The 14,166-nt window shown below is 73.3% G+C and carries 10 protein-coding genes and 1 pseudogene; 2 read left to right on the forward strand and 9 right to left on the reverse strand.

Going from position 1 to position 14,166, the window contains the following annotated elements:
* Positions 1 to 70: 70 nt before the first annotated feature.
* The 5 genes from VIW71_RS09895 to rsmI all read right to left on the reverse strand — a co-directional run bounded on the left by VIW71_RS09895 (position 71) and on the right by rsmI (position 4,657).
* Entirely contained in the window at positions 71 to 976 is a 906-nt protein-coding gene (locus VIW71_RS09895) for a 4-(cytidine 5'-diphospho)-2-C-methyl-D-erythritol kinase (RefSeq protein ID WP_331621706.1), read from the reverse strand.
* Between the two features lie 117 nt (positions 977 to 1,093).
* Positions 1,094 to 1,954, reverse strand: coding sequence for a 16S rRNA (adenine(1518)-N(6)/adenine(1519)-N(6))-dimethyltransferase RsmA (gene rsmA, locus VIW71_RS09900; protein WP_331621707.1), 861 nt, complete (start codon positions 1,952 to 1,954; stop codon positions 1,094 to 1,096).
* A gap of 147 nt (positions 1,955 to 2,101) precedes the next feature.
* On the reverse strand, positions 2,102 to 3,025 hold the full coding sequence (locus tag VIW71_RS09905) for a TatD family hydrolase (protein WP_331621708.1): 924 nt from the start codon (positions 3,023 to 3,025) through the stop codon (positions 2,102 to 2,104).
* 75 nt (positions 3,026 to 3,100) lie between these two features.
* Positions 3,101 to 3,541, reverse strand: coding sequence for a hypothetical protein (locus tag VIW71_RS09910; RefSeq protein WP_331621709.1), 441 nt, complete (start codon positions 3,539 to 3,541; stop codon positions 3,101 to 3,103).
* A 255-nt stretch (positions 3,542 to 3,796) separates the two neighbouring features.
* Positions 3,797 to 4,657 carry a 16S rRNA (cytidine(1402)-2'-O)-methyltransferase gene (rsmI, locus tag VIW71_RS09915; RefSeq protein WP_331621710.1) on the reverse strand — a complete coding sequence of 287 codons (861 nt, stop codon included), beginning with the start codon at positions 4,655 to 4,657 and terminating at the stop codon, positions 3,797 to 3,799.
* Positions 4,658 to 4,806: 149 nt separating this feature from the next.
* Here rsmI and VIW71_RS09920 point away from each other — a divergent pair, with 149 nt between their 5' ends.
* Positions 4,807 to 6,531 (forward strand): dolichyl-phosphate-mannose--protein mannosyltransferase, encoded by a 1,725-nt coding sequence (locus VIW71_RS09920; protein ID WP_414720713.1) that lies wholly within the window; start codon positions 4,807 to 4,809, stop codon positions 6,529 to 6,531.
* Between the two features lie 93 nt (positions 6,532 to 6,624).
* On the opposite strand, the pseudogene VIW71_RS09925 reads toward VIW71_RS09920, so the two are convergent.
* Positions 6,625 to 6,894 (reverse strand): annotated as a pseudogene (locus tag VIW71_RS09925) (SDR family oxidoreductase); the annotation flags it as partial.
* An 87-nt stretch (positions 6,895 to 6,981) separates the two neighbouring features.
* Positions 6,982 to 8,160, reverse strand: coding sequence for a serine hydrolase domain-containing protein (locus VIW71_RS09930; RefSeq protein WP_331621712.1), 1,179 nt, complete (start codon positions 8,158 to 8,160; stop codon positions 6,982 to 6,984).
* 413 nt (positions 8,161 to 8,573) lie between these two features.
* Between VIW71_RS09930 and VIW71_RS09935 the strand changes: the two genes are divergently transcribed.
* Positions 8,574 to 12,284, forward strand: a complete 3,711-nt coding sequence (locus VIW71_RS09935; protein WP_331621713.1) for a S41 family peptidase — start codon at positions 8,574 to 8,576, stop codon at positions 12,282 to 12,284.
* Positions 12,285 to 12,405: 121 nt separating this feature from the next.
* On the opposite strand, the gene VIW71_RS09940 is transcribed toward VIW71_RS09935, so the two are convergent.
* Both VIW71_RS09940 and VIW71_RS09945 read right to left on the reverse strand, forming a co-directional pair.
* Positions 12,406 to 13,584 (reverse strand): DUF3103 family protein, encoded by a 1,179-nt coding sequence (locus tag VIW71_RS09940; protein WP_331621714.1) that lies wholly within the window; start codon positions 13,582 to 13,584, stop codon positions 12,406 to 12,408.
* A 307-nt stretch (positions 13,585 to 13,891) separates the two neighbouring features.
* Positions 13,892 to 14,122 (reverse strand): hypothetical protein, encoded by a 231-nt coding sequence (locus tag VIW71_RS09945; RefSeq protein WP_331621715.1) that lies wholly within the window; start codon positions 14,120 to 14,122, stop codon positions 13,892 to 13,894.
* Positions 14,123 to 14,166 lie beyond the last annotated feature (44 nt).

A 14,166-nucleotide genomic window follows, 5' to 3' on the forward strand; every position in this document is an offset into this window, starting at 1 on the left:
CACCGGGGACCCGCACCCGACATCGAACCCGCACGGGTGAGCGAGGCCGGGAAGGCCCCGCCGGGTGCGGCTACGGGAGGAGGGTGGCCCCGGGAGCCGGGGAGGGGGCAACCCTCGCACCGCCGCCGAGCGTGGCAGCGATCTTGCCCGCGCTGTCCGCGTCGGGAGCGAGAAAGGCACACGTGGGCCCGGACCCGGAAACGAGGGAAGCCAGCGCCCCCGCCTCCCTGCCGGAGGCCAGCGTCGCCGCGAGCCCCGGGCGCAGCGAGACCGCCGCCGCCTGAAGGTCGTTCGCCAGCACCCCGGCCAGGGCATACGGATCCCCGTCCCGCAGCGCGGCGACCAACGCGGGGTCCACCACGGGTTCTGGCACATCGGAAACGGAGTCCCCACCCCCCGCGGCCCGGCGCAGCCGGTCGCACTCGGCGTACACCGCCGGCGTCGACAGCCCCGCGTCCGCCACCGCGAAGACCCAGTGGAAGGCCCCCCCGACCTCCAGCCCGGTCAGCACCTCTCCCCGCCCGACCCCGAGCGCCGCGCCCCCCAGCAGGCTGAACGGCACGTCGCTGCCGAGCTCCGCGCACAGGGCGAGCAGCTCGTCCCGGGAGGACCCCAGCCCCCACAGCGCGTCGCAGGCCAGCAGCGCCCCCGCCGCGTCGGCGGACCCGCCGGCCATGCCACCGGCCACGGGGATGTCCTTCTCGATGTGCAGACGGACCTTCGGCTCGATCCCGTGCCGCGCGGCCAGCGCCACCGCCGCCCGGACCGCGAGGTTCGACCCGTCGAGCGGAATCCCCGCCACGTCCCGCCCCTCCGCCGTGACCCGCAGCTCTCCCGCCGCGGTCGCCGTCACCCGGTCGTAGAGCCCGACGGCGAGAAACACACTGGCCAGGTCGTGGAACCCGTCCGGCCGCCGTCCGCCCACGGCGAGCTGCACATTGACCTTGGCGGGTACACGTACGGTGACGGCGTTCACGGGCGGGGACTCCTCATCGGCACGGGATCGGCGCGGACACCACCGGGTACGGCGCACGCGCAGGGCGGGAAGCGGACAGACGCGCACGGGAGCGCGTACGGGAAAACGTAACCTCCATCACGCCGACCGGTGCTCGGCGATCGCCGCGAACTCCGCCACCGTCAGCGCCTCGCCGCGCGCCTGCGGCGACACCCCGGCCGCGACGAGCGCCGCCTCCGCGGCCGCCGCGGACCCGGCCCACCCGGCGAGCGCCGCCCGCAGCGTCTTGCGCCGCTGCGCGAACGCGGCGTCCACCGCGGCGAACACCTCGTCCCGCGACGCCGACGTCCGCGGCGGCTCGCGCCGTACCAGCGACACCAGGCCGGAGTCCACGTTGGGCGCGGGCCAGAAGACGTTACGGCCGATCGACCCGGCCCGCTTCACCTCCGCGTACCAGTTCGCCTTCACCGAAGGCACCCCGTACACCTTGCTGCCGGGCCCCGCCGCGAGCCGGTCCGCGACCTCGGCCTGCACCATGACCAGCGTCCGCTCGATGCTGGGGAACGTCGCCAGCATGTGCAGCAGCACGGGTACGGCCACGTTGTACGGCAGGTTCGCCACCAGCGCGGTCGGCGCCGGCCCCGGCAGCTCGGTGACCCGCATCGCGTCGCTGTGCACCAGCGCGAACCGCTCGGCCCGCCCCGGCATCCGCGCCGCGACCGTCGAGGGCAGCGCGTCGGCCAGTACGTCGTCGATCTCGATCGCGGTGACCCGGTCCGCCACCTCCAGCAGCGCCAGCGTCAGCGACCCGAGCCCCGGCCCGACCTCCACGACTGTGTCGTCTGGCCGTACCCCGGCGGTCCTGACGATCCGCCGCACGGTGTTCGCGTCGATCACGAAGTTCTGGCCGCGCTGCTTGGTGGGGCGTACGCCCAGCGCGGCGGCCAGCTCGCGGATGTCGGCGGGCCCGAGCAGGGCGTCGGGGTCTGTCGTACTCACAGCGGCAAGGCTATCGGCCGCGCGAGGGTGCGCCCTCCGCGTCGGCCGGGGCGACCGACGCCCTGAGAACTTCTCAGTGTCCCGTCAGCACCCCCTCGGCACCCCTGAGCACCCCCGTCCCCCTTCAGCACCCCCCGTAGTACCCCCTCAGTACCCGAACGCCCGCGCCGTGTTGCCCGCCACCGCCGCGGCGAGGGTGTCCTCGTCCACGCCTCGCGCCGCGGCCATCGCCCGCAGCGTGACGGGGATGAGGTACGGCGCGTTCGGCCGCCCCCGGTGCGGTACGGGCGTCAGGAACGGCGCGTCGGTCTCCACCAGGAGCCGGTCGAGCGGCGCGACGGCGACGGCGTCCCGCAGGTTCTGCGCGGACTTGTAGCTGACGTTGCCCGCGAACGACAGGTAGTACCCGCGCTCGGCACAGACCTTGGCCATCTCGGCGTCGCCGGAGAAGCAGTGGAAGACGACCGTCTCCGGGGCTCCCTCCTCGGCCAGGATCCGCAGCACGTCGTCGTGGGCCTCCCGGTCGTGGATGACCAGCGCCTTCCCCTCCCGCTTGGCGATCTCCACGTGCCGCCGGAACGAGTGCTGCTGCGCGGCCACCCCCTCGGGCCCGGTGCGGAAGTAGTCCAGGCCCGTCTCGCCCACGCCGCGGACCTGCGGGAGGGCGGCGAGGGCGGCGATCTCGTCGATGGCGGCGTCCAGCGCCGCCATGCCGCCCGGCTGCCGGGCCCCCGGCCGCGACCGCCCTCCCCCAGTCCCCTGGGGCTGGGGCGTGCCCCCGGGATCCCCGTGCACGATCCGGGGCGCCTCGTTGGGGTGCAGGGCCACCGTGGCCCATATGTTCTCGTACTGCTCGGCGGTCTGTGCCGCCCACCGCGACCCGGCGAGGTCGCAGCCGACCTGGATGAGGGTGCCGACACCGACGGCGGCGGCCTGCTCGATCGCCTCCGGGACCGTACCGGACTGCATGTCCAGGTGGGTGTGGGAATCGGCGACCGCGATCCGCAGCGGCTCGGGCGCCGGCGGCGCCGTGTTCGTGGCCGCGCTGTCCGTGTTCTTGTTCGTCGGCATGCGTCCGATCCTAGGGACGGGGACTGGCCCCTGGACCGTGGCCCGTGGCCGCGGGCCCGTCCGGGCGGGTCGGCGTCAGCCGGAGTGCGCCTCCCCCTGCCCGCGGTGGTGGTGCAGGAAGCGCAGGGCGGACCAGCGCTCCGTACGGCGCTCGCCGCGCGGCTCCGCCCACCGGGCGGCGAGGTCGGCCACCAGTCCCGAGCGCATGATGCGCACGTGGTGGCCGTCGCAGTTCCGGCAGGTGGGACGGGTCAGCGGTGACGGCACCTTCACACCGTCCGCCAGATAGGTGACGAAGGGACGGCCGAACGTGTCCGCGTGGTGCTCTATCTCGTACGCCTGCTCCCAGCCGAAGCCGCAGTTCATGCAGGCGAAGGAGTACGCCTCGGTGGTGTTGGGGCCGGCCGCGGTGTTCCGGTCGCCGATGGTGTTCCGGTCGCCGATGTCCCCGTTGCCGGCGCCTCCGGGCGCGCCCGCGCTTCCGGCCGTACTCGCGCTTCCGATGGTCTCGCTCATGGCAGCTCCTGCGTGCCCTCCGGGCGACGCGCCCGGACCGGGACTTCCCACCACCAGCGAACGCCTCATCCCCGGTTACCGCACCAGAGGTGCCCCACTCTTGGGGGAGATTTGGGTTCCTTGTGGGTGATGGCCGTTATTGCTTTGCCATGTCCCAAGTTTAGGCCGGGTGACCCTTGTCACACAGTCCTTTCATCGGACCGTGGGACCGGTTCCGCCCATCGGTGTGACCCCTCTCCCGGGCCCTGTTCCCCCTCACCCGCCCGCGTGTTTCGCCGCCACCACCGCGTCGAACACCTCCCGTTTCGGCAGCCCCGCCTCGGCCGCGACTGCCGCGATCGCCTCCTTGCGGCGCTCCCCCGCGGCCTCCCGCTCCTGGACCCGCCGCACCAGCTCGTCCGGCCCGAGATCCGCCGGGCCGGGTTCCGGCGCGCCTTCGACCACTACGGTGATCTCGCCCCGCACCCCGGCCGCCGCCCACTGCGCCAGCTCCTTCAGCGGCCCCCGCCGCACTTCCTCGTAGGTCTTGGTCAGCTCCCGGCACACCGCGGCCCGCCGCTCGCCCCCGAACGCCTCCGCCATCGCCCCCAGCGTGTCGTCGATCCGGTGCGGCGCCTCGAAATACACCAGGGTCCTGCGGTCCCCCGCCACCTCCCTGAGCCGGGCCAGCCGCTCCCCCGCCTTCCGCGGCAGGAAACCCTCGAAGCAGAACCGGTCCACCGGCAGCCCCGACACGGCCAGCGCGGTCAGCACGGCGGACGGCCCCGGTACCGCCGTCACGGTGATCCCGTGCTCCACCGCAGCCGCGACCAGCCGGTACCCCGGGTCCGACACCGAGGGCATCCCCGCGTCCGTCACCAGCACCACCCGGGCGCCGCCCGCCAGCGCCTCCACCAGCTCGGGCGTGCGCCCCGCCTCGTTCCCCTCGAAGTACGACACCACACGCCCCGGCACCTCGACGCCGAGCGCCTGTGTCAGCCGCCGCAGCCGCCGCGTGTCCTCCGCGGCCACGATGTCGGCCCCCGCCAGTTCGGCCCCCAGTCGCGGCGGCGCGTCCGCGGGGTCGCCGATGGGAGTTCCGGCCAATACGAGGACGCCTGGGGCTGAGCTGGTCACGGCATCAGTTTCCCACTCCCGGATCGTGCGGGTTTCCGCTGCCCCGGAGCCCTCCTCCGCCTCGGAACGCCGGGCGGACCGGGTCGTGCCGCCCGCACCGCATCGGCACACCACGTCGCGATGGCAGGCCCTTTCCCTACGATGGCCCGGTGATGAGTGAGACGGCGACGGAATACCGGGCCGACGAGGGCGTTCGGGCGCAGGCGGGGCGCAGCGCGTGGGCGCGGCGGCTGCGCGGGTTCGGTTATGCCGAGCGTCCGCGCAAGGACACGCGTGAGCGGTTGGTCCCGCCGTTCCCCGAGCCGGGGACCCGGATGTGGGAGGCGCTGGGGCTGCGGCCGGTCCTGGCGTACCGCCTGGCGAGGTGGATCGGGTGGCTCGGCCCGCTGCTGGTCGCCGCCGTCGCCGGGGGTATCCGGTTCTGGCACCTCGGCCGCCCGCGCGAGGTCGTCTTCGACGAGACGTACTACGCCAAGGACGCCTGGTCGCTGCTGAAGCTCGGGTACGAGGGGACGTGGCCCGACGGCAAGGTCGCCAATCCGCAGCTCCTCGCGCACCCGCAGACGATCCCGCTCTCCGACGCGCCCGGGTACGTCGTGCACCCGCCGGCCGGGAAGTGGGTGATCGCGGTCGGGGAGTGGATGTTCGGCCTGAACCCCTTCGGCTGGCGGTTCATGACCGCGGTGCTGGGCACGCTGTCGGTGCTGATGCTGTGCCGGATAGGGCGGCGGCTGTTCCGTTCCACCGCGCTGGGCTGCGTCGCGGGCACCCTGCTCGCGGTGGACGGGCTGCACTACGTGATGAGCCGCATCGCCCTGCTCGACCTGGTCATCATGTTCTTCGCGCTGGCCGCGTTCGGCTGTCTGCTCATCGACCGCGACCGGGCCCGTGCCCGGCTGGCCGCGGCCCTCCCGGTCGACGAGACCGGGTTCGCCGGGCCCGACCAGCACACCGGCGACCGCGCGGGCATGGGCCCGCGCCCCTGGCGGATCGCGGCCGGCGTCTTCCTGGGCCTGGCCGCCTCCAGTAAGTGGAACGGCCTGTACTTCCTGGCGTTCTTCGCGCTTCTGACCGTCGCCTGGGACATCGGTGCCCGCCGGATGGCCGGCGCCCGCCGCCCGTACCTCGCGGTGCTCCGCAAGGACCTCGGCTGGTCGGTCCTGTCGATCCTGCCGACCGCCCTGGTCACGTACCTGCTGACCTGGACCGGCTGGTTCCTGTCCGACAAGGCCTACGGCCGCCACTGGGCCGACGGCCGCGGCGGCACCTGGTCCTGGATCCCGGCCCCCCTGCGCAGCCTGTGGCACTACGAAGTGCAGGTCTACGACTTCAACGTCCACCTGCACGATTCCCACCCCTACCAGTCCAACCCGTGGAGCTGGATGGTCCTCGGCCGCCCGGTCCTGTACTACTTCCAGTCCCCGAAGAACGGCCAGGACGGCTGCCACACCGCCGCCGGCTGCTCCCGCGCCGTCCTCGCTCTCGGCACCCCCCTGCTGTGGTGGGCGGCCTGCTTCGCCCTGGTCTACCTCCTGTACCGCTGGGCGATGCGCCGGGACTGGCGGGCGGGCGCCGTCCTCTGCGCGGCCGGCGCCGGCTACCTCCCCTGGTTCGCCTTCCAGGACCGCACGATCTTCTACTTCTACGCGGTCTCCTTCGTGCCCTACCTGTGCCTCGCGGTCGCCATGATGGTCGGCGCCTTCCTCGGCCCCCCGGGCGCCTCCGAGACCCGCCGCATGTGGGGCGCGGTCGGCGCGGGCACCCTGGTTCTGCTCATCGTCTGGAACTTCATCTACTTCTTCCCCATTTACACCGGCCAGACGATCCCGTACAGCGCCTGGCAGGCCAGGATGTGGTTCGACTCCTGGATCTGAGCAGGCGGTCCGGAGCGGATCGGGGTCCGTGCGAACGCGCCCCGGGATGCTCCGCGCCGTGCGCCCGGCAGGCAGCGCGCGGGCCGCCCGCGGTCAGTCCGCAGCCGCTTCCGCCGCCGCCGTGAACACCGGGTTGCTGATCAGGATTCCGCCCTCGGCCGGCAGCGTCACGCCGGTGATCCAGGCCGCGTCCGTGGAGGCCAGGAAGGTCACCGCGGCGGCGATGTCGGCGGGTTCACGCACCCGGCCGAGGGGGTACGCGCGGGCCGCCGCGTCGAGTGCGGCCTCCTGGCCGCCCCGGGCGGGGGTAAGGACCGTGCCGGGCGCGACGAGGTTGGCGCGTACGCCGGCGGGTGCCGCGTGGATGCGAACCGGTGAGCCGTCGCCTCTCCGATCCCACACGCCGCACCCGTCACCACAGCACCGTAGGTGTCGAATCGTCCCACACGGTCAGCGTATGCACTCCCGGACGGCTCTGACCAGAGCCTGCGCACGGGGATCGGCGGTGACGTTCTTCTGCATGCCGTTGGTGACGTAGCCGAAGCCGATCCCGGTGGCGGGGTCGGCGAAGGCAAGCGAACCGCCGCGCCCGGGGTGGCCGAAGGAACCGGGGCCGAGCAGCGGGGACGCCGGGCCGTGCAGCATGTACCCGAGCCCGAACCGGGTGTTGACCACCAGCACCCGGTCCGGCCCCTCCGCCTCCACCGTGCGGGCGGCGGTCAGCGTGGCGGGCACGAACAACCGCCGGCCGCCGCCGTCCACGTCACCGATCAGCGCGGCGTAGAAACGCGCGAGCGCCCGGGCGGTGGCGATCCCGCCGGACCCGGCCAGCTCGCCGGCCCGGTACGCGGGGTCGTTCTCGTCCGGCGGCGGGGTGATCGCGGCGAAGGCGCGGCGGGTCAGCGACGCCGGGTCGGCATACGCGTCGTGCACCGACTGCTTGGTGCGCGCCCGCAGGCCGCCGGGCGCGGGCGGCTCGGGCGTGGCGATGTCACCGATCCGACCCACCCGGTGCGCCTGCTCCGGCGGCAGCCCCACCCACAGGTCGAGCCCGAGCGGCCGGGCGATCTCGTCGGCGACAAAACGGCCGATCGTACGGCCGCAGGCCCGTAGCACCAGCTCGCCCAGCAGCCAGCTGTACGTCTGGGCGTGGTAGCCGTGCGCGGCGCCGGGAGGGAACAGCGGCGGCTGGGCGGCGACCGCCCGCGGCCCGGACACCCCGTCGAGCGCCTGAGCCGGCGTCAGCGGCGTGTCGAGCGCGGGCACCCCCGCCCGGTGCGCCAGCACGTCCCGTACGGTCACCCGCTCCTTGCCGCGCGCCTTGAACTCCGACCAGTACGCCCCCACCGGCGCGTCCAGATCGAGCTGTCCGCGCTGGTGCAGCAGGAGCAGGCAGGCCGCGGCCACCCCCTTGGTGGCCGAGCGCACGGTCTGCGCGGTCCGCTCCTCCCAGGCCGCGCCGCCGTCGTACTCGACGGTGCCCGCCCACAGGTCCACCACCGCCCGACCCTCCCGGTAGACCGCCACCGCGGCCCCCCGCTCCCCCCGGCCCGAGAAGTTGCGCGCGAAGGCGTCCCGGACGGGCTCCCAGCCCCCCTCCGTACTCCCCTGGACGTCCCCGAAGCCCATGAGCGATGCCCTCCCGCGATCCGAACTCTCCCGGCACCCATGGTGCACGACGGGTACGACAACGCCCCCCGGCCCCCCGGGTACCGCCCCTCGGCCAACCGCTCCTGCGCGGCGGCCGGTCACGCCGGCGGCCGGTCGCGGCTGAGCACGGCCCAGCACGGCCGGGAACTCGAAGAGGCGCAGTCCGACCGTGCGGTGCACCGGAGCAGGCGGCCACCAAGGCGTGCGGGGGGGTGTCCGTAGGTACTCGCCGTCGAGTGCGGTGAGCCCCCTGACGTCGAGGAACGCGGCGGACCCGGTGGAGGCCCACCGCCCTGAGCGCCGCAGGGCGCCCGGGGGCGCTTTGAGGGCGCGTTGAGGCGTCGGGGCGCGAAAAGTTGCCCGCGCCTGCGGGGAGTCGAACCATGGGAGAGATGAGCGATGGCGCGTACCTCCGGTTCCCGCACCTCCACGGCGACCTGCTCTGCTTCGCCGCCGAGGACGACATCTGGGTGGCTCCGCTCGGGCCGCCCGGCCGCTCCCCGGAGCGCGCCTGGCGGGTGACGGCGGACCGTACGCGGGTGGGGCCGCCGCGTATCTCACCCGACGGTACGACGATCGCCTTCACGAACTGGCGCAGTCTCGACCCTGAGGTGTACCTCGTTCCGGTGGACGGCGGCACCACGCGCCGCCTCACGTACTGGGGCAGCTCCGACACCCGGGTGTGTTCCTGGACGCCGGACGGTCATGTGCTGGCCGTATCGTCACACGGTCAGCCGTTCGCTTATCACACCTGGGCGCACCGTGTGCCGGCCGAATCCGGTCCCGGCGGACCGCTGCCCTGGGGACCGGTCTCCGACATCGCCGTGCACGACGGGGACGACGGGGAACGGCGCACTCTCCTGCTCACCGGCACCCCGCCGCACGAGCCGCACGCCTGGAAGCGGTACCGCGGCGGCGCGATGGGCCGCCTGTGGCTGCACGGCGAACGCCTCGTCCCCGACGTGGAGGGGCACCTGTCGTCCCCGATGTTCGTCGCAGGCCGGATCGCCTTCCTCTCCGACCACGAGGGCATCGGCAACCTCTACTCGTGCCGCCACGACGGTACGGACCTGCGCCGGCACACCGATCACGCCGAGTTCTACGCCCGCAGCGCGGCCACCGACGGGGAGCGGGTGGTGTACCAGTGCGCGGGCGAAGTGTGGCTGGTGGAGGACCTGGCCTCGCCCGACGCCCGACCGCGCCGCCTCGGCCTGCGGCTCGGCGGCCCGCGCAGTGGCCGCCGCCCCTACCAGGTACCGGCCGCCGCCCACCTCGACGGCCTGGCCATGGACGGTACCGGCCGGGCGAGCGCCGTCTGCGTGCGCGGCAGCCTGTACTGGCTCACCCACCGCGACGGCCCCGCCCGTACGATCTCCGACCGGCCGGGGGCGCGGGTGCGGCTGCCGGAGATGCTGGGGGACACCGGCCTGGTCGCGTACGTCACGGACGCGGAGGGCGAGGACGGGATCGAGCTGGCGAGGCTGCCGGGGCGAGCGTCGCGGGTGCCGGCCCGGGGGCCGGACGAGGCCGGGGACGTACCGGCGGACCGACCGGCGGACGTACTGGCGGAAATGGTGGGCGCCGGCCTGTCCGCGGGCGCGGACGCGATACCCGTACGGACGGGGTCCACGCGGTGGGAGAGCGGCGAGGACGGTGGTGGTGACGACCAGGGCACGGCGGCAGCCGAGACTTCCGTACAAGCGCCCGTACAGTCACCCGTACGACTGACGGACGGCACGGATGACGCGCCGCGCCCCGACAGCACGTCCGGTACGGACATCGGATCTTCCGACGACAGCTCGCGTGATTCCGGGGGGACCGACGCAGAGGCGCCGGGCGGGAGGGGCGACGCCTCTGCGTCGACCCGAACGGGCGATCCCCTGGTCCGGCTGGCCGTCGGCCGCCTCGGCCGCGTCCTGGAGCTGATCTCCTCCCCCGACGGCGGCATGCTGGCCGTCGCCGCGCACGACGGCCGCCTGCTGCTGGTCACGACGGGCCAGGGCGAGGACGCCACGGCGACCGGTCCCGGTGAACCGCCGGACGCGACCGCCGACGCGTACTCCGGCGAGCCGCCCGAGGACGGTACCGGCCCACGCGTCCCTGGCACCGTGGACGAACTCATCCGCTCCACCAACGGCCCGGTCCGCGACCTCTCCTTCTCACCCGACTCGGCATGGCTGACCTGGTCGCATCCGGGGGTGGGCCGGTCGCTGCGTTCCATCAAGATCGCCCGACTGTCCGACCATACGATCATCGATGTCACCAATGGCCGTTTTGAGGATGAACAGCCTGTCTTCACGCGCGACGGCCGCTACCTCGCGTTCCTGTCGTGGCGCGGTTTCGACCCGGTGTACGACGTTCATACCGGCGACCTGTCGTTCCCGCTCGGCTGCCGCCCCCACCTCGTACCGCTGAACTCGGCGACCCCGTCACCCCTCGCACTGAGCGCGGACGGCAGCCCGGTCGGGGCCGGCCTCGACCCGGGCGAGGGCATCGGCGACGGCCCGGTGGTGGTGGAGGCGGAGGGCCTGCCCAGCCGCGTGACCCCCTTCCCGGTGGCGGCGTCGAAGTACTCCTCCCTCACGCCCGTTCAGGGCGGCCTGGTCTGGCTGCGGTGGCCGATCTCCGGCGCGCTGGGCGAGACCTTCGTCAACCCGGCCGACCCCTCGGCCCGCCCCACCCTTGAGTTCTTCAACCTCGGCAAGTCCCGGCGCACCGAGCTCGTCCACCACATGGACTGGTACGCCGTCAGCGGCGACGGCCGGCGCCTCGCCGTCTTCGACGACGGCGAACTCGCGGTCGTGCCCGCCACGGAACGCGGCGACGACGACACCACCGTCTATGTCGACATGCGGCGCATCCTGCACCAGGCCGAACCGGCGGCGGAGTGGCGGCAGTCGTACGCGGAGGCCGGCCGCCTCATCCGCGACTACTTCTGGGCGTCCGACATGTGCGGCGTGGACTGGCCGGCCGTCCTCGACCAGTACCGGCCGCTGGTCGACCGCGTCGCCACCCCCGACGAGTTCGCCGACCTGCTCCGCGAGGTGCTCGGCGAACTCGGCACCTCCCACGCGTACGTCCAGCCCGCCCGCCGTAACGAGGGCCCGCCGCACTACCAGCGCCCCATCGGCCTGCTCGGCGCGGACTTCCAGCACAACAAGGACGGTACGTGGACGGTCGCCCGGATCCTGCCGGGCGAGTCCTCGGACTCCAAGGCCCGTTCCCCGCTGGCCGGTACCGGCATCCGGGAGGGTGCGGTCCTCACCCACGTCGACGGCCGCGCCGTCGATCCGCACGCCGGCCCGTACCCGCTGCTCGCGGGCGCGGGCGGCACCACCGTGGAACTCACCTTCGCTCTGCCGGACCGCCGGGGCGCCCCCCGCCGGGTCGCCGTCGTCCCGCTGATCGACGAGCGTCCGCTGCGCTACCAGCACTGGGTGGCCCGCCGGCGTTCCGTCGTGCGCCACCTCAGCGGTGGCCGCTGCGGCTATCTGCACATCCCGGACATGGGCGGTTCCGGCTGGGCTCAGTTCAACCGCGACCTGCGCAAGGAGGTCGCGTACGACGCCCTGATCGTCGACGTCCGCGGCAATGCGGGCGGCAACATCAGCGAGCTCGTCGTCGAGAAACTCAGCCGCACGGTGCTCGGGTGGGACCTGACCCGCAACGCCCAGCCCGTGTCGTACGCGGGCAGCGCCCCGCGCGGCCCGGTGGTGGCGATCGCCGACGAGGCGACCTCCTCCGACGGCGACATGATCACCGCAGCCTTCAAACTCCTCGGCCTGGGGCCGGTGGTGGGCCTGCGCACATGGGGTGGGGTGGTCGGCATGACCGGCCGTCACCGCTTGGGTGACGGGACCGTCATCACGGTCCCCATGAACGCCGCCTGGTTCGACGCATACGGCTGGTCCGTCGAGAACCACGGGGTCGCCCCCGACATCGAGTGCCAGCGCACACCCCTCGACTGGGCTGAGGGCCGCCACGGCCAGCTCACCGTCGCCGTCCGCACCGCCCTCTCCCTCCTCGCCGACCACCCCGCCGCCGTTCCCCCGGACCTCTCTACCCGCCCCACCCGCGCCCGACCTCCGCTCCCACCGCGCTGACGCCGCTGACGCCGCCGGCGGCAGCGGGCGCAGGCGGGCTGGGCGCAGGCGGGCGCAGACGCGATAAGGGGCACCCCCGGACGGGGTGCCCCTTACTCGTTTCTCACTCGCCCGGGATGGATCAGAACTGCTGGACGAAGTACGGGGTGACCGTCATCCAGCCGTTGCCGCGAGCGCCGTTGAGGCGGCCGTTGGAGGACTGGGCGAGGGTGTACCAGGAGTCCACGTAGTCGGGGTCGTTGGTCCACCAGGACGTGGGGATCGCGTCGAGGATGGCGTTGACGAGGGGGGTGTAGGCGCCCTGGTCGGTGATGTAGAGCAGGGCGTCCGCGATGGCCTTGGCGAGGGAGGAGTAGTTGGTGTCGCCGTCGTCCTCCATCATCACGACGTCGGCCAGGTTGTACTTGTAGGACGACCAGTTGACCAGAATCTGGTTGGGGTAGTACGTGGTGTGGTCGTTGTCGAGGTACGGCATGGTGACCGTGTCGACCCGCACCTTGCCGTCGAAGCCGAAGCCGCTGACGATCGAGAAGACCTCGGCGTCGCCGGAGGTCCAGGGCTCCTCGTCGTCGTTGAGGTAGACCGAAGTGATCTTGGTGGTCCAGAAACCGCCGGCCGCCGCGGCCTTGGGCGAGACCTCACCCGTCGCGGTCTTGCCGGTCGTCGTCTTGCCGGTCGTCGCGGCCGGCGCGGTGAGACCGCTCTTCGCGAACTGCTGGTCCACCTGTGCCAGGCCCAGGGCCATCGCCTTCGACACATCGATGTCGACGACGTAGACCGGCTGCCGCGGGGTCTGCCGGGCGCTGAGCGTGTGCGCGCGGCCCGAACTGTCGTACGCGGTCACGGTGGTCGCCGAGTCGTCGTTGCCGGCGACGGCCACCAGCGGTACGGCGGAGGGCGTGAGCGCCGCACGCATCGAGTCGGCGCCGAGCCGCAGCCGTAGCAGCGAACCGGTCTTCGTACCGAGGCCCTTGGCGGCCGCGATGCGCTGATCGGCGCCGGCCACTGCGGATTCGAGCCCTGCGGGGGCGCCGGTACGGGCGGTGAGCGCGCCGAGGTCGACGTGCTCGGAACCGAGCGCGGCGCTCCGTACCTGCGCCCGCCAGGCGGGGTCGGCGAGCGAGGCGGCGAACGTACGGGCAGTGGCCGTCTCGATGCTGCCGACCGGCGAGGCGGAGGCGGAGGCGGAGCTGGGGGTCGAGGCGTGGGCGGCCGGCAGGGTGAGGCCCTGGAGCGCGGTGGCGGACGCGGCGCACAGGGCGAGGGCTATCGCGCCCCGGCGCACGGGGGTGAGGTGCACGGGTTCCTCCTGGAGGCGTGCCGCAGCCACTTCATGGGCGGCGGGCGGCGGGTGGGGGCGTTCAGGTGGAGCCGGATCTATGCGGGTAGAACCTGCACCTCAGCAGAATGTCTGTAGCATGCCAATAAAGCAAGGGTGCCCTCGGCGCGAAGCGAGTGCGGACCGGCCCGGAATCCGGCGGTCCGACGGGGCGTCAGGCACGTCAGGGCACATGGAGAAGGGGCGCCCGAGGGGCACCCCTTCCCGTGTCACGGTGTTCGCCCGGCGTCAGCGCACGCGCGACGCCGGCATCAGCTCAAGACCGGCGTCAGGCCCAGTCGTTCTCGTCCAGGCCGGACTCCGCGTCCCGCATGCGCTGCGGCGCACGCTTCTCGGAGTCGGAACCGCGGCCGCGCTGGTCCTGCCGCATGCCGCGCTCGGCACCCATCTGCTCCGGACCCTGGGCGGCGCCGCCCTTGCGGCGCTTTTTACCGAGGGCTTCCTTGGCCTGGTCCGCGACCTTCTCGGACTGGTCCTTGAACTGGTCGAAAGCACCCATGGTTACTCCTCCTGGAGTTGTGGGGATGGGGCCTCGACAAGACT

Source organism: Streptomyces sp. (assembly GCF_036524955.1).
Classification (GTDB): Bacteria; Actinomycetota; Actinomycetes; order Streptomycetales; family Streptomycetaceae; genus Actinacidiphila.